Annotated in this window: 23 protein-coding genes, 1 tRNA gene and 1 pseudogene; 8 read left to right on the top strand and 17 right to left on the bottom strand. The window is 61.2% G+C overall.

Going from position 1 to position 20703, the window contains the following annotated elements:
• The first annotated feature begins 208 nt into the window (after nucleotides 1-208).
• A tRNA-Arg gene (locus WK25_RS01955) sits at nucleotides 209-284 on the top strand.
• Between the two features lie 678 nt (nucleotides 285-962).
• The gene (locus tag WK25_RS31055) at nucleotides 963-2045 is read left to right on the top strand and encodes a hypothetical protein (protein ID WP_156788994.1); all 1083 of its coding nucleotides are present in this window, start codon (nucleotides 963-965) and stop codon (nucleotides 2043-2045) included.
• 507 nt (nucleotides 2046-2552) lie between these two features.
• Here the strand turns inward: WK25_RS31055 and istB are convergent.
• Entirely contained in the window at nucleotides 2553-3350 is a 798-nt protein-coding gene (istB, locus tag WK25_RS01945) for an IS21-like element helper ATPase IstB (protein ID WP_069240909.1), read from the bottom strand.
• A complete protein-coding gene (istA, locus tag WK25_RS01940; protein ID WP_249181359.1) occupies nucleotides 3343-4821 on the bottom strand; it encodes an IS21 family transposase in 1479 nt (492 codons plus the stop codon). The genes istB and istA overlap by 8 nt, the downstream gene beginning before the upstream one ends.
• Before the next feature lie 860 nt (nucleotides 4822-5681).
• Between istA and WK25_RS01930 the strand changes: the two genes are divergently transcribed.
• From WK25_RS01930 to WK25_RS01920, 3 genes are all read left to right on the top strand, one after another.
• Nucleotides 5682-6920 carry a hypothetical protein gene (locus WK25_RS01930; RefSeq protein ID WP_069240907.1) on the top strand — a complete coding sequence of 413 codons (1239 nt, stop codon included), beginning with the start codon at nucleotides 5682-5684 and terminating at the stop codon, nucleotides 6918-6920.
• A 97-nt stretch (nucleotides 6921-7017) separates the two neighbouring features.
• Complete coding sequence (locus WK25_RS01925) at nucleotides 7018-8076, top strand: phage baseplate assembly protein (RefSeq protein ID WP_069240906.1); 1059 nt, start codon at nucleotides 7018-7020, stop codon at nucleotides 8074-8076.
• A 489-nt stretch (nucleotides 8077-8565) separates the two neighbouring features.
• Nucleotides 8566-8832 carry a pyocin activator PrtN family protein gene (locus WK25_RS01920; RefSeq protein WP_083252946.1) on the top strand — a complete coding sequence of 89 codons (267 nt, stop codon included), beginning with the start codon at nucleotides 8566-8568 and terminating at the stop codon, nucleotides 8830-8832.
• A gap of 14 nt (nucleotides 8833-8846) precedes the next feature.
• On the opposite strand, the gene WK25_RS01915 is transcribed toward WK25_RS01920, so the two are convergent.
• From WK25_RS01915 to WK25_RS32010, 13 genes and pseudogenes are all read right to left on the bottom strand, one after another.
• Nucleotides 8847-9986 carry a tyrosine-type recombinase/integrase gene (locus tag WK25_RS01915; protein WP_069240904.1) on the bottom strand — a complete coding sequence of 380 codons (1140 nt, stop codon included), beginning with the start codon at nucleotides 9984-9986 and terminating at the stop codon, nucleotides 8847-8849.
• 246 nt (nucleotides 9987-10232) lie between these two features.
• Nucleotides 10233-11309: a tyrosine-type recombinase/integrase gene (locus WK25_RS01910; RefSeq protein ID WP_069240903.1), complete on the bottom strand. Its 1077-nt coding sequence runs from the start codon at nucleotides 11307-11309 to the stop codon at nucleotides 10233-10235.
• Between the two features lie 113 nt (nucleotides 11310-11422).
• Nucleotides 11423-11512, bottom strand: a pseudogene (locus tag WK25_RS32240) (DNA-binding protein); the annotation flags it as partial.
• A gap of 4 nt (nucleotides 11513-11516) precedes the next feature.
• Complete coding sequence (locus WK25_RS31910; protein WP_174554661.1) at nucleotides 11517-11879, bottom strand: hypothetical protein; 363 nt, start codon at nucleotides 11877-11879, stop codon at nucleotides 11517-11519.
• Between the two features lie 320 nt (nucleotides 11880-12199).
• Nucleotides 12200-14995, bottom strand: a complete 2796-nt coding sequence (locus tag WK25_RS01905; protein ID WP_069240902.1) for a toprim domain-containing protein — start codon at nucleotides 14993-14995, stop codon at nucleotides 12200-12202.
• 2 nt (nucleotides 14996-14997) lie between these two features.
• Nucleotides 14998-15246 (bottom strand): hypothetical protein, encoded by a 249-nt coding sequence (locus WK25_RS01900; protein WP_069240901.1) that lies wholly within the window; start codon nucleotides 15244-15246, stop codon nucleotides 14998-15000.
• The gene (locus WK25_RS01895; protein WP_069240900.1) at nucleotides 15243-15605 is read right to left on the bottom strand and encodes a hypothetical protein; all 363 of its coding nucleotides are present in this window, start codon (nucleotides 15603-15605) and stop codon (nucleotides 15243-15245) included. Before WK25_RS01895 ends, WK25_RS01900 begins: the two co-directional genes overlap by 4 nt.
• Before the next feature lie 3 nt (nucleotides 15606-15608).
• A complete protein-coding gene (locus WK25_RS01890; protein WP_069241909.1) occupies nucleotides 15609-15803 on the bottom strand; it encodes a hypothetical protein in 195 nt (64 codons plus the stop codon).
• 43 nt (nucleotides 15804-15846) lie between these two features.
• Nucleotides 15847-16041 carry a hypothetical protein gene (locus WK25_RS01885; RefSeq protein ID WP_069240899.1) on the bottom strand — a complete coding sequence of 65 codons (195 nt, stop codon included), beginning with the start codon at nucleotides 16039-16041 and terminating at the stop codon, nucleotides 15847-15849.
• A 4-nt stretch (nucleotides 16042-16045) separates the two neighbouring features.
• Nucleotides 16046-16240: a hypothetical protein gene (locus tag WK25_RS01880; RefSeq protein WP_069240898.1), complete on the bottom strand. Its 195-nt coding sequence runs from the start codon at nucleotides 16238-16240 to the stop codon at nucleotides 16046-16048.
• An 88-nt stretch (nucleotides 16241-16328) separates the two neighbouring features.
• Nucleotides 16329-16577, bottom strand: a complete 249-nt coding sequence (locus tag WK25_RS01875) for an ogr/Delta-like zinc finger family protein (RefSeq protein WP_069240897.1) — start codon at nucleotides 16575-16577, stop codon at nucleotides 16329-16331.
• Between the two features lie 11 nt (nucleotides 16578-16588).
• Entirely contained in the window at nucleotides 16589-16867 is a 279-nt protein-coding gene (locus WK25_RS29785; protein WP_006757082.1) for a hypothetical protein, read from the bottom strand.
• A gap of 3 nt (nucleotides 16868-16870) precedes the next feature.
• Nucleotides 16871-17107, bottom strand: coding sequence for a hypothetical protein (locus WK25_RS32010; RefSeq protein WP_081472749.1), 237 nt, complete (start codon nucleotides 17105-17107; stop codon nucleotides 16871-16873).
• Nucleotides 17108-17190: 83 nt separating this feature from the next.
• Here WK25_RS32010 and WK25_RS01870 point away from each other — a divergent pair, with 83 nt between their 5' ends.
• From WK25_RS01870 to WK25_RS01865, 3 genes are read left to right on the top strand one after another with little or no spacing between them, the layout of a single operon-like run.
• Nucleotides 17191-17646: a helix-turn-helix domain-containing protein gene (locus WK25_RS01870; protein WP_069240896.1), complete on the top strand. Its 456-nt coding sequence runs from the start codon at nucleotides 17191-17193 to the stop codon at nucleotides 17644-17646.
• A gap of 54 nt (nucleotides 17647-17700) precedes the next feature.
• Nucleotides 17701-18498, top strand: a complete 798-nt coding sequence (locus WK25_RS29775) for an alpha/beta hydrolase (protein WP_083252945.1) — start codon at nucleotides 17701-17703, stop codon at nucleotides 18496-18498.
• 52 nt (nucleotides 18499-18550) lie between these two features.
• Entirely contained in the window at nucleotides 18551-19033 is a 483-nt protein-coding gene (locus WK25_RS01865; RefSeq protein ID WP_069240895.1) for an OB-fold protein, read from the top strand.
• Nucleotides 19034-19114: 81 nt separating this feature from the next.
• Here the strand turns inward: WK25_RS01865 and WK25_RS01860 are convergent, their stop codons facing one another.
• A complete protein-coding gene (locus WK25_RS01860; RefSeq protein WP_069240894.1) occupies nucleotides 19115-20266 on the bottom strand; it encodes a phage late control D family protein in 1152 nt (383 codons plus the stop codon).
• Complete coding sequence (locus tag WK25_RS01855; protein ID WP_006757087.1) at nucleotides 20263-20691, bottom strand: phage tail protein; 429 nt, start codon at nucleotides 20689-20691, stop codon at nucleotides 20263-20265. The genes WK25_RS01860 and WK25_RS01855 overlap by 4 nt, the downstream gene beginning before the upstream one ends.
• Nucleotides 20692-20703: the final 12 nt, after the last annotated feature.

Genomic DNA, 20703 nt, shown 5'->3' with positions numbered 1-20703 from the left:
GGCAAAATGGCAGTCCAATGAAGCACGGACGATTATAGACGGAACGTTTACATCACGGCGAGCGGCGCGAAGGCGCGTGTTTACCCGCACGAATGAGGGCCGGACGACGATTCTGCAGCCAAGGTGGACGCGTCATGGGAAACCGGGTATCCTTGCCGTCTTGCCAATGGTGGGCGGCCGGTTTATTGGGGTCGTTTCACTGTCACACGCGCCCGTAGCTCAATGGATAGAGTACTGCCCTCCGAAGGCAGGGGTTGCTGGTTCGATCCCAGCCGGGCGCGCCAATAAAACGAAATAAAATCAAAGGCTTGGTCGTCTGCTCCGAAGGCTTGGCGTGGGGCGTACGGAATCCATACGGAAAAACCTCTCCGAATTTGAGCTCCAAGTCGAGAAATGGTGTGTTTGAGCTACGCTGTGACTTCCCGCCACGGTTCGCGCATTGTCAGAGTAGGTTGGGGATGATATGGTGCGCAGCTAACGAGAATTAACAACGCAATCGGGGCTGTGGTGACGCAATCATTCACGCACAAGTACAAGACCGAGATTGACGCAGCGCTGAATGGGGCATGCGATTGCCCGTCGGCGAATGCTCAGCCTTTGACCAAGGTAGTGACGGTGTACCGGTGGACTCATGATCCATGTACGGGCGCGAGTTTCGTTCCGCAAGCTGTGACCGACCCTAGTATCCTGACTCGCGGAAGGGTCAAGAACGATTGTGACGGGCAATGCGGTTACTTTTCGCTTTCATTTCACGTTACTGAGCAAGAATCTCGGGCAGCGTGGAAGCATATCGTCACGTTCTCCAAGAACTTCGCGTCACTTGTGGGAAGCTCGGTTGCCCGAGGCACTCTGAACCCCGGAGAGGGGCTTGTTACGCCCGTTGATCGAAAGGGACATCTTGAATTCCATCAAGAACAGAGTATCGCTTGGGATCAGCGATTCAGCATAATCGGGAATCTTCCATGAGAGCGCTCAAAGGAACAACCTCTGGCGTTCTTTCTTACGCCAAAGCTGAGTGGTATTGCGACGTGTTGGAATACGAAATTCCAATATTGTCGCTTTACCGACATGGTCGAAAACTCTTGCTATGTCTGTGGGTCGAGCGCGAACACTCGACGGACAGATACTTGCTGTTTACGGTTTCAGATTCTATTCTGAAGGAGTTTCTTGCGAGCGAAATCTCATTGCGAGAGGTGCTTCAAGACGCAGCGCGTATTATCGTATTTGAGCAAGGCGACAGAGGTCGCCGGAATCTTAGATTTGTTGAATTTGAAAATCTGTTCGACGATTACATACCGTCGGAGGATTCATATTTCGATCCGAGATTTGCTACCGATGAGGCCGTAAGGCTTTCTGAGGAAAAATCGGAAAATTATTATCTGAATATTGGTGGTGATTGGTATTTGGAAGATTGGTCCGATGTGACTCGTTTGTACAAGCAAGTCTACGCGTTTAATCACGCAATGCGAAATATTGATGCGCCGAATGTTTCGGGGCGGGTGCAACCTGGCTTGAAAAATATGCCTTTCCGTGGTGGATACAGCATTGTTCATTTGCTAAATTCAATGCAAGAGGCAATTCCCGCGGTAAGCCGGGTTCGGGTCGAGTCGATTCAATATGCTTCGCCGGGTCACATTGGTTTGAAAGTTGATCCTCAGGTCGCTGTTGATGTTGAGAAAATGATGAATTCTCTCGATGATGACGACCATCTGGAGTCTGTGCGAAAGGTATATAGAGAGTGCGAGAAATTCCTCGATGATAATGGATTGAGGACCCTCGACTCTGCAAAATTCAACAAGAACGAATTTTCCCTTTATGATGACGTTGTTCAGCAGCTCCGGCAATTCGCAATAGAAATCCTTGATAGAACCGGGCATGGTGGAGAGCGTGAGAAGTTGATTTCTGATGAAACTGCGCTGCCGCTTGTAAAAGCTCTGCAGGCGTATGTGCGCCGTATCATGAGACTCCAAAAGTACGTCGACGACGGACTCATCACCAAGTTCGGCGGTGCTCCTCTGAGTCAACGACCCCAAGGTGGTGCTTAACCTAGATGCGGTTGGATTCGATTCGGGCAATTTGCTAGGGACCAAGCCCGTCGCATGCCCCACCGGCAGATTTCGCCTGCGGCGGAATTTGCCGCTGGAGACCACCGGCAGAATCTGCCGCAAGCTCCACCGGCGGAATTTGCCGGTGGTGACGCAAATAAAATTCAAAAATGGCGCCTGCGCAGGCGAATCGTTTCGCGTATCCTGGAATTTGAGCAACTAACGCCAAGGTGCGGTGTTGAAAACGCCGCCGCGCCTTCGGTGTAGTCCACCGGCAGATTCTGCCGCACATGAACCAGTCATAGTTAACCAATCAAAGATTGGGGGCGCGTCAAAAATTGAGGGGTTGTAAACCCTCGGTCGATCCGCTATCCTGCAACTGTCCCTGAAACAACAGGGGCCGGGTTTGGCGACCCGCACTGTCAGAGGCGGACATGTTGATTTCCACCGAATCTTGACCCACCGTTTTCATCTAAATCTGACCCACCCCGAGACAGCGTAGTACATCTATTCCGGTGTGGATAACTCCTCACTGCCTGCTGCTTTTGCTGCTCTCTTTCTGGTTGTCTTCGCCTTGGCAGAACTGGACTTGAAGCGCCAGGATTCATTGCCCGTTTCGACGATGTGGCAGTGATGGGTGACGCGGTCCAGCAGCGCCGTCGTCATCTTTGCGTCCCCGAACACGGTCGCCCACTCGCCGAAGCTGAGGTTGGTGGTGATCACGACACTCGTGTGTTCATACAGCTTCGAGAGCAAGTGGAACAGCAATGCGCCACCGGTCTGGCTGAACGGCAGGTAGCCCAGTTCGTCGAGGATCACCAGGTCGACGTACATCAGCTTATGGGCGATCTGGCCTTGTTTTCCGATGGACTTCTCCTGCTCCAGTGCGTTGGTCAGCTCGACGGTCGAGAAGTAACGCACGCGCTTGCCGTGGCGCTGCACGGCCTCAATTCCGATCGCTGAGGCGAGGTGCGTTTTGCCGGTGCCGGGGCCACCGATGAACACGACGTTGTGTGCGCTTGCGAGGAACGACAGGTCACTGAGTTCTCGAACCAGCGCTTCGTCGACGTGTGCCTGCGCGAAGTCGAAGCCCTTCAGGTCGCGGTGAGCCGGGAAGCGAGCGGCGGTCATCTGGTAGGCGATCGAGCGCACCTGTCGCTCCGCCGTCTCAGCCATCAGCAGTTGCTTCATGAAGCGCTCCGGGGCGAACTCCGTGTGACGCGACTGCGCCAGCAGCTCTGGCCAGGTGCTCGCCATACCATGCAGTTTGAGCCCCTTGAGTTGGGCGGCGATGTCGTTAGACATGACGGTCCTCCGGTGGGTTGGCGCGCAGGGTTTCGTAGCGGCTCACGTCGGCGGCCGGCTCTTCGGTAAGCTGGAGTTTCGTCGTCGCGAGGTTGGTGCTCGTGGTGGGTGCCTTCAACCGGCTCAGCACGTTCAGAACGTGCTCCCCACTGGGGCGTCCCGAGTCCAGCGCTGCCTGCACGGCAAGCAGCACGGCATCGAGTCCGTGTTCGCGCACCGCGGCGAGCACCTGCGTCATGATGCGATCGCCTCCCGGGTGCTTCAGTAGGTGCCGCTGCAACTGCTGCAGCGGCTGTGGCATCGTGACGAACGGAGCGCCGTTGCGCAACGCGCCGGGTTTGCGCTCAACCAGCGTGATGTAATGGCGCCAGTCGTAGAAGGTCATGTGCCGCTCGAAGCTGCGTTCGTGGCGTGCGATCTCCTGGGCGTCGGCGACGACGCTGAGATATGCCGGATAGCAGCGCACGCTCACCAGCTGGTTCGTGTACTCGGTGGGCACGCTGTAGCGGTTGCGCTGGAAGTGGATGAGGCTGGTCGACGACACCCGCAGCGTCTGCTCGACATAGCCGTCGAACGGGCGTGGATTGGGCATCAGCCTGGTGCGCTCGTCCTGCAGCACGTCCTCGACCGTCAGCTCGGGCCACTGCGGGTGCCGCATCTGCCAGGCCTGACGACACTGGCCCGCGACCCATTCGTTCAGAAGCTCCAGCGTTTCCCAGCGTCGTAGCGCAGCCTCGTGCCAGATCTGGCGGCGCCGGTCCTGCACGTTCTTCTCAACGATGCCCTTCTCCCAGCCGGCGGCACGGTTGCAGAATTCCGGCTCGAACAGGTAATGGCCGCACATTGCCTCGAAGCGGGCGTTGACCGCGCGCTCCTTGCCGCGGCCGACCTTGTCCACGGCGGTCTTCATGTTGTCGTAGATGCCGCGGCGCGGCACGCCGCCGAACGCGGCGAATGCGCGGGCGTGCGCATCGAACAGCATCTCGTGACTCTGGGTCGGATAGGCGACCAGCCAGAACGCCCGGCTGGCATTGAGCTTGACGTGGGCGACCTCCAGGCGTCGCCGCAACCCGCCGATGAAGGCGTATTCGCAGCTCCAGTCAAACTGGAAGGCTTCGCCGGGTTCGAAGGCCAGCGGTACATAGGCCTTCCTGCGCGGTGCTGCAGCCTGCTCCTCGTGCCAGCGTCTCACGAAGGCGCTGACGCGGCCGTAGCTGCCGGCATAGCCCTCGCCGCGGATGGCCTCGAACATGAACCGGGCCGTGCGCCGGTCACGCTTCGGGCGATGACTGTCTGCCCGCAGCCAGCCCGTCAGTTGCGCGGCCCACTCGTCGACGACGCTCGGGCTGACGCGCTTCGGGTACTTCGGCTCAACGGCATCCGTCTGCCGAAGCCAGCTGCGCACCGTGTTCCGGGACAGGCCCGTGCGCCTCGCAATCTCGCGCAGCGGGACCTTCTCGCGGAAATACATCCGCCTGATCTTGGCCAATATGCCCACCGTGATCACCTCTGTATCCCCTGCTCAAAGATTGAGCAGGGCATTCAATCACGTGGGTCAAAATTCGATGAAAACTACAGCCTCAGGTGGGTCAGTTCTGCGTGGACATCAACAGGCCGAGCATCACGTCCATATCATCCTTCTCCCGCTGCTCGATGGGAGGATGGTCGGAAGCGATCTAGTCGGATACAAACCGCGATACCGCGAGGTCGAGTCCGATTTCAGTCATAAGGTGCTTTCGCCTTTACGGATTGACTCCGGAGCTAGATCGGAGCCTTACGGATACGGCGAGCGACAAGAGGCCGCGAAACAGCTTGTCGAGACGTTGCAGCGCCATCCGCAGCGCATGAGCGAGCCAGCGGTAAAGCAAATTCTCAGAAACGCTCTTGGTCCGCATGTCGACGCTCTAAACAAGGCCCTCGGAGCGCCAAAGGCGCGGGCCGTGAAGAACGACAAGCGCTCTTTTGCCGAGATCATGTGTCAGCCGATGGACGAGCAAGGGAGGCCCCTGAAAAAGCGGCCGAGCGTCCATCGGTCCGTCACGTTGCACTAGCGGGCGTGAAACCTATCGCTACACATCAACAAACCCTTTAAGGGTTTGCGTTCGCTTTGCGTTCGCGTCGGATCAAACCCTTTAAGGGTTCGGGCCGCTGTCGGGCGCTGCGGAGGCAAACCTAATCTTGTGAAGGGTTTGCTTTTCCTCTCCCTTCCTTGCCGTCAATCGCACGGGAATCCTTGATGCCGAGAGCGACGCCGACGAGGGCGACGAGAGATGTGCGATCGAGCCGGTGTGGGCATTGGCATCTAACAATCATTAATCAAAGGAATATCACATGCAAACCATCAATCAACTCAGCAAGCAAATTCAGGATCGACGCGCCAATGTCACCCGCCTCGATGCGGAAATCGAGCGCGTCGAGAAAAGGCTCGGCGAGGCGGGTCGAGATCGCGGTCTTGCTGCGCTAATGGAGCGTCGTGCTGCAATCGTGAAGGCTAACACCGTTCCTCGTTATCGCACGATTGGCATTCGCCGTGATCCGGTCGTCGCGGTGGGGTTCCGCGCAAGCGCTCAGGAGCGAGAACAGAGCGTCGCAGAAATTGACGCGGAAATTGCTCGGATCGAGGAGCAAATCGCAGGGGAGCGTCGTGATTACGGTCTTCCCGTTCTCGTCGAGCGCCGAAAGGCTGTAATTGTCGACGCCTTGCAAAACGGCGTGAAGGCCGATACGACGGCAATCGATAAAGAGATTGCGGCGGCGGAAAAACGTCGCAGCGCGGACGCGGCGGCGATCGAGAGGGATCGGGAGGCCGTGGATATGCTGACATCCGCGCGAGACCGCGCGCGCGCCGCTTGTGCCGAGCTTGAAGCGGAGCGGGCCGAGGCCGTGTCTGCGTATCTCCTCGCCGAGCATCATGAGGCGCAAGCGCGCTACTTTGAGGCGATTGCCGCGCTTGCCGGTCCCGTCGAGAAAATGGTCGCCGTCGAGCGCGCATGGTGTCTGTCGATACCGGGGAAGGCATTCCCGGCGCGCAGCTCCTCCAAGGTTCTTGCTGATGTTCGCGAAACCGGGCTCCGCGTGACGTGGGAGCACTCAGCACTGCGAGACCCGGCCGTAGCGGCGTGCTATACCGACAACTTCCGCGAAGCATGGTATGTGCCAGAGTGGGCGGACGCACGTAACGAGAGCTTCGCGGACGAATCTACTGCGGCACTCGTCGGCGACCTCAAGTCGGCAGGTGTCGATGTAACGATGCCTGTCCGTGAAGTGAAGAAGTCTGAGCCGCAAGTCGAGATTGAGGTCGTGCGCGGAACGATTGGGGGTGGCGATGAGAGCGTGAAGCTGGACCCGGTCAGCGGCGCGCGAGTGAAAGGAAAGCCGGTGTCTCACGGACCTGGCAGCCGATTGATGATGCCTACGTCGGAGGCGGCATTGCTGGTCAATGGCGGGTTTGCGCGCTATACGGCCGAGGTAGACGCAGAGCGCGGACGTCTGGATCGGCAGCGAATGGAGGAAATGGCCAACGGGACTGGTCGGACTACCGTCCATCGGCAAGGGCATTACTTCATATAAGGGCTGCTGATAACCCGCCCGCTTCGGCGGGCGGTGGAGTCCGACATTTCTATTGGCCGAGCTTCCTTATCTGCAGGCCCCGAACGGAGGTATATGAATGAATGATGTAGTTGCGCTTCAAGTCGGCGGAGTTGAAATATCGGGATGGACGTCCGTCAGCGTTACATGCGGTGTCGAGCAGATGCCTAGGACTTTCGAAATTGCGATGACGGAGCGATTTGACGGGGAATTGGCCGAAGTAACGGTGACGCCCGGTGACCCGTGCGTCGTCAACATTGGTCTCGACACGGTGATAACCGGATATGTCGACCGCTATACCCCGTCCTATGACTCGTCCGGGCATAGCGTCCGGATCGTCGGTCGCGGCAAGTGTCAGGATTTGGTCGACTGCTCGGCGGAGTGGGAAAACGGGCAGATTAGCGGAGCCTCGGCGCTCGCGGTTGCCTCGAAGCTTGCGGCGCCGTATGGCATTGCGGCGTCCTGCAATGAAACCGGTCTGCGCGTCATACCGCAATTTAACCTGATGCTCGGTGAAACGCCTTTCGAAATCATCGACCGCGTCGCGCGCTATAGCGCTCTGCTTGCGTATGAGGACGTCGACGGGAATCTCGTCCTCGCGCGCGCCTCGACTGACGAGCATGCGAGCGGCTTTGAGGAGGGGAAAAACGTCGAGTCAGCGAGCGTCGAATATTCGTGCGACCAGCGCTTCCAGACCTATCGCGCGTATCTCCAGGCGATCAACACCTTCAAGGAAGGCGGAGACGGCGGAAACCTGATCGCGACGACGACCGACAGCGGCATATTGCGGAACCGAAAGAAATTCATCATCGCCGAGGCTGTCGCCGGTTACATGGACGTCGCGGCTCAGCGCGCGGCGTGGGAAATGAACCGTCGTAACGGACGGTCGGTCGTCGTGCGGCTCGCGGTGGATAGCTGGCGGGACTCGGCTGGCGACTTGTGGGCGCCTAACAGGTTGGCCCCCGTCCGATTGCCGAAGTTGAATATCGAACATGAGACATGGCTCATCAGTGAGGTGACGTACCGGCTCGACGAGAGCGGCACGCATGCCGAGCTTGTCATCATGAACCCGGACGCTTTCGCGGTCGAGCCGACTGCCTTGCAATACGGCTTCGTCGACGGGAGCCAGCTTCGTTAGAGCGACGGCACGTTGGCCGCTGATGGACGGGGAGCGGGCGCGCTTCGGGGCGCGCTCTCCTTCTCGATAGGAGGTACCCCCTTCGGGTCCTTCCTAGGGGTGGGGAGGGGCACGGGCAATTGCGCACCGCGATCTAGCCCCAGCTACGAATGCTGAAATTTGGTTTCAGGTTTCAGCTTCGGAGGTTTCAAAATTTGACTCACCATCAATACTGACGGGCCTGAGAGCGAAATTTGAAACCAACCGACGCGACGCTTGGTTTCAACAATGGTTTCAGTTTAGGTTTCAATTCTCAGCGCCGGTTTCAATCTCAATTGGGGAGCTCGGAATATGGAGCGACTACCTGATCGGTAGTATGCGCTCGCAGCGTACGGACTTCGGCTACCAATACGGTATCCGATTGATTTAAATATTCTTTTCGGATCGACATAGAGCGCTTGTTATGTCAGATTGGCTGCTATTTCGTCACAACCTGCGGAGCCCACGAAATTGAACACGGCATTTTTGCTTATGGCCCAGTACAATGCGCGAACGGTTATCCCGATCGACGAAGTATGCCGGGACTTCTTCCCGCACCTGTCCCCTGACAAGATGATTCGCAAGGTGTCGCTTGGCGAAATCCGATTGCCGTTGATCCGTATCGAGCCTTCGCAGAAGTGCGCCAAGGGCGTACACCTTCAGGACCTAGCCGACTACCTCGACGAGAGGCGCGCGGCGGCGCAGAAAGAGTGTCAGCAACTCTGCGGCGCTCGATAGTGCGCGGCGAGGTGCTATAGGATCGCGACGGCGTCGAGTTTGGCGCGCGTCCTATCATGCCGAAGGTGGCCGTAGTGCTTGTCGATCATTTCGGTTGACGTACCGGCAAGGCGCGCGACGACGAAACTATCCATACCTCCGGCAATCATCTCTGAAATCGCGGTGTGCCGAAGTGAGTACATGACGATTGTGTCGGGCAGCGCCGCTGCCTTAATGGCTTCCTTGAACGGCTTTTTCCATACGTCCTTGTTCCACGGCTGGCCGTATTCGGTGGCGAGAATCGGGGCGTTCGCAATCTTCCCTTTGGTCTGTTCGGCGAAGAACGCGGCGGCGGACGTCGACAGCGTAACGACACGGCGTCCGGTCTTGCCCTCAAGAGCTAGAACTCCCTGAGACTTGTCGAAGTCTTGCGCGCAGGCGTTTGCCAGTTCTCCGGGTCTCGCACCGGTCAGCAGCATGGCTTTCACAAGCCCGGCAAGATCGTCCCGGCACACCGTGAGTAGCGCCTTGCGTTGCTCGGCCGTTACGAAAGATTCGCGGCGGCGCCCGACGTCCTTGAATTTCTCAACGGTCTTCCACCCTGCGTCGCTGGCGATCAGCCGATCGCGCAGCGCCAGATTAAGAGCGGCCTTCAGTGATGCAAGGTTTCGATTGGCGCTGTCCTTTGAGCGGCGGACGTCGTCCTCGTCCTCGGCGTCGTGTTCTGCCGTGGATACCTGATCCGCCATCCATGCCCGGACGTGAGAGGTTTTTAGCTTGTCCAGGTCGATCCTGCCGATGTCGGCGGAATAGACAAGGCGCTTGAATCGGCCTTCCGCGTCATCGGCGCTCGTCGCGCTTTTGTGAAGTCGCTGATGCTTAACGTAGTGCTCGCAAACTTCCTTGATGGTCATGCCCCGTGAGGAAACGCCCGCGGTGACGGCCGCCGCCCATGCGATCGCCGCTTTCTTGGCTGCGTCGTAATCGGCGAAGGTGCCGAGCGCGCGGTATTCCTGCTTTCCGTGTTCGTTGCGGCGCCGGGCTATCCACGTTCCATCGCCTTGATCGGCTCGGCGATAGCCGACGAATAGCCCGGCCTCGACGCGCGACCAGTATGGTTCACGACGTGGGGCGAGCTTTTCGCGGGCTGACTTGGAGGTGATGTTGGTTGCCATGCTTTTCCGTACGGAAACGGTACGGAAATTCTACATGGAACGGGGTCGGATAACAAGGTACGGATTTGTATTGATTTTCAATGGGTTGTAGTGTGATTTGGACGAGGTTGGATCGAGTGGAGCCTCGTTTCCTGCCCTCCGAAGGCAGGGGTTGCTGGTTCGATCCCAGCCGGGCGCGCCAAGTCTAGTAAGGCTTCCAGCGGTTTCGCTACTTCATCGTTTTCTCCCACTTCAGTGAAATTACAGTCAGCCAGCGGCGACGTGCAGCTCGGCGGCCTGCGTGTGCGACTGCACCCACTGCGTCAGGTGATCCGCTGACAGGTGTGCGTAGCGCTGCACCATTTCCAGCGTTTCCCATCCGCCCAGCTCCTTCAACACCTGCAGCGGCGTGCCGCGCTGCACGTGCCAGCTCGCCCAGGTATGGCGCAGGTCGTGCCAGCGGAAGTCCCGGATGCCGGCGCGCTTCAACGCCTTGCGCCAGGCTTCGGTCACGGTCTGATAGACCGGCCGGCCGTGGTAGACGAATACGCTGTCGATGAACTCGGGCGCGCGCTTCTTCGCGCGCTGGCGCAGCAGCACGGCGATCGCCGTGTCGGACAGCGGCACGGTGATCGCCTTCTTCGCCTTCGCCTGGTCCGGATGGATCCAGGCAACGCGCCGCAGGATGTCGACCTGTGACCACTGCAGCCCGGTCACGTTCGAGCGGCGCAAGCCGGTCTCGAGCGCGAAGCGCGCCATGTCGGCCAGGTGATCCGGCAGCTCGGCGAGCAACCGTTCCGCCTCGGCCGGCGTGAGCCAGCGAATCCGCTTCTGCACGACCTTCGTGCGCTTTGTGACCGGCACGCGGTCCAACCATTCCCACTCGACGGCCGCGTTCAGCACGGCCTTCAGCACGCCGATTACGCGCGTCACGGTGCCGGCGCTGACGCACTCGTCGGTGGCCACGATGCCGTGCTTCGTGCGGATCACCTTCGGTTCCCTCCGTTTGGCGAGGGCGATCGCGTCGATGCGGTTGCGGTCGATGTCGGCCAGCGCGACGCCGGACAGGTGTTGGTCAAGCCAGCGCAGGTGCGTTTTCGACGTTTCCAGGCTCGACAGCCCCTCGCGGTCGCTGATGTAGCGTACGACCGCGTCGTTCCAGGTGTAGCGCGGCTTGTGGCCGAGCCGCGCCTGGTTCCACAGATCGACTTTCAGCCGATCGTGCAGTTCTTTTGCCTGGGCTTTGTTGCTGGTGCCAGTGCTGCCTTGTACGACCGGACCGCCGCCAGGCGGGGTGAGACGGTAATACCAGTTGGGACTGTTACTGCGTTTATAGAGCGACATGATTCAAATTTCTCCTGCGGGTCGCCCTGCACAACTCGCGGAATCCATTCTCCGGCGAGGTAACGCTGCAGGGCAACCGTCGAAAACATCCAGCGCTTGCCGACCTTCCGCCCAGGCAGCGCGCCGGCCTTCGCCTTCAGGCGCACCGTTTCGGGGTGCGCGCCGAGCAGCGCGGCGGCTTGTTCGAGGTTCACGGTGTTCATCGGGCTAACTCCCGAGCGCGACGCGGCGGGGGGAGGGGCAAAACAACTCGTGGATTCGTGGCACCCCCGGATTTTCATGGGTAACCATCTGATTTGTAAGGTTTTTGCTTGCCATCATTTGCCACGAAAAACTCGTGGCACCCCCTTCCGACTCGTGGCCTAAAAAATAGGCAGCGTCCGCGACTCGTGGCAAAACTCGCCCGACTCGTGGCATGGCGTTTCGGTCAATTTCCGCCCCTTCTACGTATTCTTTCTTCTTCTTTTTCAATGAATTAGAGAGAAGAGAAAAAGGGACGGCGGCGGCCGGCGCAAAAGCCGGACTAGTGGCAAAAACGCATCGACTAGTGGCAATTTGAATGCGATTCATGGCGGCACTCTTCTCAACAATCAAAGACTTACGAGCGGACAGCCCCGAGAACCACGATTCGCGTGCGCTGCCTGCCCGTTTCCCGTGGCAAAACCGGCCCGCGTGCCCCCTCTCCCTCAAGGCCCGCGTAGTTGCCCGGCCGTTTCGACTCGCGGGGGGGACGGGGGGAAGCGGACAGCACGGCGGCCGCGTGACGACGTGCGCCGATTGCTGCGCGCATCGACGCACGCACCGGAAACCCGAATACAGGGTCGCTACGCGGCCAGAAAGGATGAGGGAAGGGGTACGGCCGCACGGCGGCCGCATCTGCTGAGAGCGGGTCATGCTCGACCCCGCTGCTCGGTCGCGTCGGTGGCCAGGTCTTCGCGGACGGATACGTGCAGACCGAAGCCGGCCAGGCGTTCGAGCGAAATCGGCGTGAGGTACGGCACGCGGCGCGTGTAGATACGACGCTCGACTTCCTTGTCGCCGACGACGACGCCGGCGTGCTTGAGCTGCGCCTTGAACACGCGATCGGATTTCACCGGCAGGCCGTTCCATTTGTCGCGCAGCGCGCTCGTGTGGGCGATATGGTCCATCACGTGGCCCGTGCGCATCAGCAGGCAGAACTCGCCGTCGACCATGTCGAACGTATACGGGTGCTTGTAGTTGCCGCCGTCGATCTCCGACAGCACGGTTTCCATGATCCAGACCCACGGCTCGCGATCGGCGCTCGTCTCGGCGATGTGACCGTTCATTTCGGCGAGCAGGTCGCGCGGGAAGTCGCCTTCGCTCGGGTCCATGCCGGCGAACTCGCACAGGTAGCGCCAGGCGAGTGCGACGGCCGCATAGTTGCCGGCCATCCGCTTCGCGCCGTCGTCCTCGCCGCTGGCGCGGCAGTTGACCAGCGCCTTGTCGCGCAGCGTCGCGTACTGGTCGGCCACGGCGCGCTTGTCGAGGCCGGCGAGGAATTCGAGCCACTGGCGAACCGGGAAACGCGGCAGGTCGTCCGGCATCAGTGGGCCGCGCTTGCCGGTCAGCGTCGTGCGCACGAGCTTGCCGAGCAGGCTGCGCACGGGCACGTCTTCGCCGGCCAGCATCACGGGCGCGCACAACAGGTATTCCGTCATGTCGGTGCCGCGACGTGTCACGGTGTACTGGTAGTTCTCCTGCAACAGCCCGACCGCCTTGTCGATCACGTCCTGCCGGCGCGCGGACAGCTCTTCCCATCCGACCGGGTGGCTCGTGTGGCTGATGCTGGTCAGCAGGCGGAACTCGGTCTGCAGCGACTGCCCGGAGAACATCGTGAACGCGAGCGAGCGTTCAAGCCGCTTGATGAGCGTCGACTTACCCGCGCCCTTGTTCGCCTGGATCGTGATGTGCGGCCAGAAGCCGAGCAACGCCTTCAGGTGGCCGCCGAGCGCCCACACGAGCGGGATCGTCGCCGCGTTCTGCTTGAACGTCGACTGGTACGCGGTAATGACGCGGCGCGCGTCGCTGGCCGGGCCGGTCGGGAAGGTCAGGTTGTGGTACGGGCACTGCTTGTCGGCTTCGGTGAAGTAGCAGTCCGGTCCCTCGTTGACGATCAGACGGCCATCGCGCCAGGCGAGCCCGACGAAGTTTGCCGCCTGGCGTGCGCCGAGGTCGGCGCCGCGCTCCAGGATGTTGACCATGCGCTTGAACGGCGCCGGCGCCCAGATCGGGCCGAACTTGCCCCACTGGTCGACGTTGTGGAGCTGGTCGTCGAGCATCACGCGGCGCACGAGCTGCGCACCGTGGCGCGGTGCCTGCACTGACACGGCGAAGTAGACGGTCGGTGCCTGGTCGGCGTCGCCCGTCATCGTCGACGTCGCGCTCGCCACGGACACGCGGCGGATGCCGGCGATTCGGAAGCCACACAGGTCCGTAAAAACGGGTGTCTCGACGCCGCTTTCCTCGTTCTTGTCCATCTTCGTGATGTAGCTGGTGAAGTCAGGCCGGACACGGAAACGCCAGTACTGCGCGAAGTCGTGTGACGGCAGGAAGATGCGCGGCCGGCCGCGACGCGTGGCGTCGCCGGCCAGGCCCGCGATGAGCCACGGCTCGAGCTGGTCGAGTGCGCGCTGCAGGTCGGCCGGGCCGCGCAGTTGCAGGTAGTCGTTCACGTCGTTGATCGGCTTGACGGCCTTCTCGCCGTCCGCGAGGTCGGCGAACCAATTCGCCTGGTCGACGAGCACGGCGCTGATGTTCAGCGCCGTCAGCCGTTCGTAGAGCGCCCAGGCAGCTTCCGGCCCAGGCCGGCGGCCGGCGCGCGGGTGGCCGTCCGCGAACGGCTCGTCGTTGTCCAGGCAGATCACGACCTGTTTGCCGCGCAGGAACGTGAAGTCGATGCCGTCGACGTTCGCCAGGCCGCGCAGCGCGAGCGCGGCGGCACCAGGCATTGCGCAGGTGTCGATCGACAGCGCGTTGATCGCGCTTTCGACGATGAACACGCGCTTCGCATTGTCGAGCCGGCGAGGATCGGCGGTCCAGCCGTAACCGGCCTTGTCGCCCTGGGTTTGCGTCTTGACGCCGCCGTTGAGCGCCGGATCGACATAGCGCATGTCGACGGCGACGACGCGGCCGTCGCCAGGCGCGCGCACGATGAACGCGGCGGCCGGGCCGGCGTGACCCACTTCGCCGGCCGCGACCTTCGAGCTGGTCCACGTGTTGAAGCCGAGCGAGCGCGCGGCGATCGCCGCGTCGATCGCGGCTGCCGAAATGCCGCGGCCGCCGAGGTATTCGCGCACCTGGTCGCGCTCGGCGAAGCATCGATCGGCGATGTATTCGACGGTCGTTTTCTCGCGGCGCTCGGCCGGCGCTTGGCGATCGAGCGGGATACCGTACGCGTCGTGCAGGTAGCGCACCGCGTCGGCGACCGTGCCGCCGCGCGCGTGAATTACCAGGTCGATACACGAGCCACCGACGTCGGCGCTATGGTCGCGCCAGCCGGTGCCGTGCTTCGGGTGGTTCACGTAGATCGACAGGGACGGGCTCTTGTCGCCGTGCTGCGGCGAGTGGTACAGCGCGCGGTCGCCGCCGCGACCGCGCTTCAAGCCGAGGCGATCGGCGAGGTCGTGCAGGTCGATGCGTTGTTTCAGTTCGTCGATCGAGGCCATCGTTATTGCTGTTGATGTAGGGAGAGGGCGGCAGGATTGCCGGGTGTCGCGGGGCTGTCGACGATCGCCTTGAGCGCGGCGGCCGACGCGGGGAAGCCGAGCGCTAGGCGATCGCCGAGGACGGTGACGAAGAGGGCGAGCATCGCCAGGCGGCGCAGGCTGCCGGGCTCGTTCTCGAAATTCAGATAGCCGGCGGCGGCCGCGATAGAAGCCGCGAGCGCGGCGTCGTGAGGGGTGGTTGAGTGCGTCATGCTGCAGCGCCTCCGAGGATGTCGTGATGGTTCTGCTGCAGGCGTTGAACGGCGTGCTGCAGCTCGTAGCGCGAGGTCATTGCCTGGTCGAGCGTCGCGCGCAGGCGGTCGCGGTTGCGATCGACGTTTGCCGCCGCGTTCGCACGCGCTGCGTCGTGCGTCACGCCGTGGCCGATGCGGATGCCCGACGCGAGGTGGGTGACGATCCACTTCTCAGGGTGGCCGTCGCGCAGGTGCGGCTCGACGTGGATGCCGAACGCGGCACCGGCGTCGTTCGGGATGACGACGTGATCGCCGGCGACGGTCCGCAGGCCGGCCGTGGTCAGCAGCTCGTAACGGATGGTGGGCTCGTGGTTCATGCTTCACCCACGCGGCGGAACGGACCATGCCAGGGCAGCGACCAGGACGACCATCGCGACGACGCCGATCACGAAGGCGATCGCACGGGCGCTTCGAACGTCGAACAGGCGCAGCACGTCGGTGGCTAGGTAGTAGACGCCGGTGAGGGAGAGGGAAAGCATCAGCAGCACGCCGATGCTGAAAACGTAGGGCTTCATGGTGTGGTTCCTCGTGAGTGCGCCGGCGGCCGGCGCGGACAGGTCAGTCGAAGTCGTTTGCGGCACGGCGCTTCCCGTCGATTGGCGAGGGTTCGGGGGCCGCTTTCCGATCCAGCCAAATGCGCGCGGCGTTTTTGAAGACGATGCGGGTGGCCGGGGGCGCCTTGTCGAAGTCGCCGACGATGCGCAAGCCATCCCAGGCTTCGCGAAGCTCGGCGTCGGTGAGGGGCGCGCGCATCGTGTCAGTGCATCCAGTCGAGCACCGGCGTACCGCGTGCGAGGTCCCACGACACGACGAAACCCAGGGCGCGGGCAGAGGCGACGAACACGTCGGCGCGCACGTCGGCGGCGGAGATCTTCGTGAGGTAGGCGACGCGTTCGTCGTAGGACAGCGATTCAGCGAGCGCGGCGATCGGAGCGGGATTCAGCGTTTGCATACGGCCTCCAAGAAATTTCAGGCAAAAGGAGTCCCTCACGCCCGCAGAGCGGGCGCGATGGGTGTTCAGCGAAAAGGTGGGTTAGGGCTTAGGCGTCGAGCAGCGGGAGCTGTCGCGAATCGGTCGGAATTCGATCAACCTTGCCGATCGGCACGTACACGTGCGGATTCGGATTGAGACTCGGCGCGATCGTATGGACGGTCGCGACGTGGATCTTGTAGGTCGTCGCGCATTCGATGTTCGTGCACTGGCAGTACGCCTCGCGAACGAGAGCGGACAGCGTACGGCTGGTTCGAATGACGGCGCGGCTGCCGCAGTGATGGCACTTCAATTTCATTCGGGATGCTCCTACGGGCGGCTGCATTCGCCGCGACCTTGGCGCGCGCATTGGCAGAACATGCCGACTTCACCCAAGGTCGCGACAGCGTCGAGATATTTGCGGGTCACACAAACGAAGCCAACGGCGGCAACTAGCGTGTCAATCTTGTCGATGACGATGCCCTTGCCGCCGCTCAAAAAACGGCTGACTTCGGAGTCGTCCCATCCGAGCGCTGTTTGTACTTCGTGACGTTTAGGACCATGCAACGCATGGCGCAACGCGGGTTCGATTAGGGCGGGTGGTTGCATGACTCAACGCCTGGCAAAAGAGGTTGAGTGCGGTTGAGCCGTGGAGCCGGTAACTTTGGCGCGGTACCGTTCAACGCCCTCGAGGTAGATGAGACGGGCGACGCTTGACGTCGACCGGTTCAGAAACGTGGACAGTTCTTCTAGCGCGCGGCGTTCATCCGGCATAAGCCGCATGTAGACGGGCTTGCTGGATAGGACGCCGCGCGGAGAGCGTGTGATGGGAGCTTTCTTGCGAAGCATGGCGGTATACTTTCCCTTCGTTAACCTTGCACAAGCTAAGTGTAATTGCCGATTTGGCAAATTGCAACGGAAAACTTGCCCGTATGGAAATTTTTGGTGAGCGTTTAAAAGCGGAACGGAAGCGGCTCGGCCTTAAACAGGCCGAGCTTGCCGACCGAGCAGGGACGACCAACGTCGCCCAAAGCCGCTACGAGAGCGGCGATCGTTCGCCTGATTGGGGGTATTTGTCTGCCGTAGCCCAAGCTGGGGTCGACGTGCTCTATGTCCTGACAGGGCAACACAGCACGTTGGAGCTATCGGCGGACGAACATGTTTTGCTGGCGGGGTACCGGTCGCTCGACGCGCAGGGGCGCGCCGGCGTGCTTGGCATGATCGGCGGAATGACGCAGGCACCAGCCGCGCCGAAGGCCACGAAAACCACGACCGTTCAGCAAAATTTCGAGGGCGCAAATGTCGGTCAGCATGTCACGGGCGACGTGACGGCACCCTTCTCCATCAACATGGGCAGTGCAGGACGGAAGAAGAGACGGGAAAGCTGACAACAGCGAAAGAGCACTAAACGGCGGGGCCAGCCGTAGGAGAAAAAGAAGTCAATGAATCAGAAGTTCAGTGGTGATGTCGGGCAAGTCGCCGGCGGGGATGTGAAGAGCAACAGTGCGCAAACGAACGTCAATGTGCACTTCCACGGCAGTGAATCGAAACCGCTCGTGCCGAAATTCATCAGCGACAAGCAGCGCAATGCGATCGCGCGAAAAGCATTCGAGATCGAAGAGAAGACAGGCACCGATAAGTTGATGGTGTACCGCCGGCTCATGACGGTGTTCGACTTCGAGCGAATGGATGAGATGCCGCGCAATGTGTACGAGCGGGCAATCAAGTACCTCGACGGCTGGATACGGAACGGCACGCTAGGTCAGGCACCTGCTGCGCCTGGACACCGGGAAGAAAAAGCGGCGACGGCCGCCTCGTCGCAATCAGTCGTGCCGAGCGAGTCGCGTCAAGAGCATCCGGTGCCGCCGGCTGTCACTGCGTCGGCTCGAGCGCCCGAACCGTCGCGGGTGGATGTGGCGGCGCAGGCTCCGACTTCCGCGCCAGCGCCATCACCCGCACCACGGCCGGCACCGGTACCAACTCAACAACAGCACCGATGGGTTTGGCCTGCAGTGTCGATCGTGGCAACTGCAGCTGCGGTCATTGCGGCCGTGCAGTACGTCGGGGCGCACCAACCTAATACGTCCTCGCAAGCCCAGGCCGCAGAGCCTGCGCATTGCGAGTACGGCGGCGATCGCTATTCACCAGGCAGCGTTGTCATGCAGGCCGGTGTTCGCCGGCAGTGCGTCGCCGTCGAGGGAGGGGCAGCATGGCAGAAAGCCGATGCGGCCCGCCGATGACCTCCTATACCAATTTCCAACAGGCGCAACGCGCTACCTATCCGAGGGACCTATGAAGAAACTGCTCAAAGTGCTTGGCATCGTCGTCGGTGTCGTTTTTGCTATCGGGATCGTGGGAGCCATTTTTGGCGAGAAGCCGACCACGGGAACGTCGACAGCGTCGAACGCACCAACCGGAACTTCGACTGCCTCGAACTCGGTAAGCGAGGCATCCAAGCCGGTTGAGAAAGTCAGTGTGACCGCCGGAGCGCTTTTCACTGCATACGAGAAAAACGAAGTTGCCGCGGACCAAAAATACAAGGGCAAGGCCCTGTCGGTGAGCGGAACGATTCAGAGCATCGATAAGGATGCGTTCGACAATATCGTGGTGAAGCTGCGGTCCAGTAACGAATTCATGCCCGTCAACGCGTACCTGAGCAAAGAGCACGAGGCACTTGCGGCGTCGCTTGAGAAAGGCAAGAAGGTGACGTGGACTTGCGAAGGTGACGGCCGCCTGATCGGTAGCCCGATGTTGCGCGATTGCACGCCTGCGTAACAGTCGATGCACGAGTGAGCTGAAGCCCGCGATCGCGGGCTTTTTTGATGTGACGGGCAAACGGCCCATGCGTCGAGGGTGCTACTCGCTCTCTTCGGATTCGATCTCTGGCACCTCGCTCGCCTTGACCTCGAGATCGAGGTCCGATGTAAATCCGCCGTTACCGTCGATCGTATGTGTAACGCGTGCGATGATCCAGTTGCAATCATCGATGACACGTTTGTAACCGCGCACGGTTACAGGTAATTCGGTCATCAGCTCGGGGCGGCCGAGCGCCAGCACAATGCTGAACTCTGCAACGCCGCGCTGCAACTTCTCCCATTCCGCTTTCGCCGCGCGCGTCGCGTTCGCCTTGTTCGCGTACGTGTGCCGCAACGTCTTCACGTTCTCGGCCGTGCCGAACAACACGTCGCCGCTCTTGTCGATCGGCTTTTTCTTTGTGGTCGTGCGACGCCGGCGCCGCTTCACGGTGGTCGACTGCTTCTTCGCGGTGCGCGTGTTCAGGTAGAACGCCTGCACGCCCGAGTACGTGTCCCGATCCGCGACGCCGAACTCGTGGCGGTCGCCGACATCGCGCGTGATCGCGACGGCTGGCAATGGCTTGCCGCTCGCTGTGGTCGCCTCGCCGGCCTTAATGAAGAGCAGCAGCCCATTCTTCACGGTGGCGATCGCATCGAACATCTTCGCCAGGCGCGACAGCAGATTGGCGTCCGACTCGGCCGTCTGGTCGATGTGGTCGACGAGCTGCCCGTCGAGCGCCTTGCTGATGCGCGCCTCGACCTTGTTCTGACTGGCGATTGCGCGCACGATCGCGCCGACCGTCTGCCGATGCCAGGAGCGCTCCTTCTTGATCGACAGGCCCGCGCGCAGATCGACGCTACGCGCGCGGATCGTCAACATGTCCGGCGTGCCGGTGTGCCGAACCTCGTCGACCATGAATTCGCCCTTGTCGACCAGGCCGTTCGCCGCACCGGCCCAGCCAATCGCCAGCTTCAGCGTGACGCCGCGGCTCGGAATCTCGAGGGCGCCGTCAGAATCGTCGAGGCTGATATCGAGCTGGTCTGCTTCGAAGCCGCGGTTGTCCTGCAGCGTCAGGGAGATCAGCCGACCGTCGAACTTCTTCGTGATGTTCTTCCCGTTGAGCGTGATCGAGTAGATCGCACGCGGCACGCGGTCGTCGGCGATCACGACCTGCTGTACCAGGTCGGCACCAGGGATGTCCGACAGGTTCATAACGAGATCGCCCCCTTGATGGCGTCGGTCACGATGCCGAGCATGTCGAGATCATCATTGCGCGTCAGTGCAATGGAAAACTCGATGCGGCGCGCAGTGCCGTCGTCGAAAAATAGCGTGCGCGTCGTATCGATGTTGTCGATCGTGAACATGCCGTAAATGTGGCCGGTGCCTTCGATCAGCGGCCAAGCGGTGTGCTGGCCCGCCATCGCTTCGATGACGGCGAGTGACATATCGCCGCCCGTCAGCTCGGGCAGCAGCACGCCTGACAGGCTGATGGTTTCGTCGTCCTCGCCGACGTACTGCCGCGCGGGTTTTCTGCCGACGCGGTTGTTGCTGGCGAAGCGCCAGCCGCGCCGACGCTTCAGCTCCTGGTAGGGCAGGGTCGACAGGCTGAACACGAACAACCCGAGCGCCATCATCATGAGAACCTCTCC

The organism is Burkholderia latens (assembly GCF_001718795.1).
GTDB lineage: Bacteria > Pseudomonadota > Gammaproteobacteria > Burkholderiales > Burkholderiaceae > Burkholderia > Burkholderia latens_A.
The sequence above is the reverse complement of the archived record's forward strand: the minus strand, read 5'-3'. Positions and strand labels throughout refer to the sequence as shown.

Excerpts from the sequence above, each read along its gene's own strand:
- WK25_RS01885 (WP_069240899.1), bottom strand. The coding sequence starts at position 16,041 with ATGCGCGCGCCCCTCACCGACGCCGAGCTTCGCGAAGCCTGGGATGGC.
- WK25_RS31055 (WP_156788994.1), top strand. The coding sequence starts at position 963 with ATGAGAGCGCTCAAAGGAACAACCTCTGGCGTTCTTTCTTACGCCAAA.
- WK25_RS01900 (WP_069240901.1), bottom strand. The coding sequence starts at position 15,246 with ATGACGCACTCAACCACCCCTCACGACGCCGCGCTCGCGGCTTCTATC.
- WK25_RS32010 (WP_081472749.1), bottom strand. The coding sequence starts at position 17,107 with ATGCTTCGCAAGAAAGCTCCCATCACACGCTCTCCGCGCGGCGTCCTA.
- WK25_RS01895 (WP_069240900.1), bottom strand. The coding sequence starts at position 15,605 with ATGAACCACGAGCCCACCATCCGTTACGAGCTGCTGACCACGGCCGGC.
- WK25_RS01905 (WP_069240902.1), bottom strand. The coding sequence starts at position 14,995 with ATGGCCTCGATCGACGAACTGAAACAACGCATCGACCTGCACGACCTC.
- WK25_RS01910 (WP_069240903.1), bottom strand. The coding sequence starts at position 11,309 with ATGTCGCTCTATAAACGCAGTAACAGTCCCAACTGGTATTACCGTCTC.
- WK25_RS01890 (WP_069241909.1), bottom strand. The coding sequence starts at position 15,803 with ATGAAGCCCTACGTTTTCAGCATCGGCGTGCTGCTGATGCTTTCCCTC.
- WK25_RS01930 (WP_069240907.1), top strand. The coding sequence starts at position 5,682 with ATGCAAACCATCAATCAACTCAGCAAGCAAATTCAGGATCGACGCGCC.
- WK25_RS29785 (WP_006757082.1), bottom strand. The coding sequence starts at position 16,867 with ATGCAACCACCCGCCCTAATCGAACCCGCGTTGCGCCATGCGTTGCAT.
- istA (WP_249181359.1), bottom strand. The coding sequence starts at position 4,821 with ATGTATTTCCGCGAGAAGGTCCCGCTGCGCGAGATTGCGAGGCGCACG.
- WK25_RS01880 (WP_069240898.1), bottom strand. The coding sequence starts at position 16,240 with ATGCAAACGCTGAATCCCGCTCCGATCGCCGCGCTCGCTGAATCGCTG.
- WK25_RS31910 (WP_174554661.1), bottom strand. The coding sequence starts at position 11,879 with ATGAATCGCATTCAAATTGCCACTAGTCGATGCGTTTTTGCCACTAGT.
- WK25_RS01915 (WP_069240904.1), bottom strand. The coding sequence starts at position 9,986 with ATGGCAACCAACATCACCTCCAAGTCAGCCCGCGAAAAGCTCGCCCCA.
- WK25_RS01855 (WP_006757087.1), bottom strand. The coding sequence starts at position 20,691 with ATGATGATGGCGCTCGGGTTGTTCGTGTTCAGCCTGTCGACCCTGCCC.
- WK25_RS01870 (WP_069240896.1), top strand. The coding sequence starts at position 17,191 with ATGGAAATTTTTGGTGAGCGTTTAAAAGCGGAACGGAAGCGGCTCGGC.
- WK25_RS01875 (WP_069240897.1), bottom strand. The coding sequence starts at position 16,577 with ATGAAATTGAAGTGCCATCACTGCGGCAGCCGCGCCGTCATTCGAACC.
- WK25_RS29775 (WP_083252945.1), top strand. The coding sequence starts at position 17,701 with ATGAATCAGAAGTTCAGTGGTGATGTCGGGCAAGTCGCCGGCGGGGAT.
- WK25_RS01860 (WP_069240894.1), bottom strand. The coding sequence starts at position 20,266 with ATGAACCTGTCGGACATCCCTGGTGCCGACCTGGTACAGCAGGTCGTG.
- WK25_RS01925 (WP_069240906.1), top strand. The coding sequence starts at position 7,018 with ATGAATGATGTAGTTGCGCTTCAAGTCGGCGGAGTTGAAATATCGGGA.
- WK25_RS01865 (WP_069240895.1), top strand. The coding sequence starts at position 18,551 with ATGAAGAAACTGCTCAAAGTGCTTGGCATCGTCGTCGGTGTCGTTTTT.
- istB (WP_069240909.1), bottom strand. The coding sequence starts at position 3,350 with ATGTCTAACGACATCGCCGCCCAACTCAAGGGGCTCAAACTGCATGGT.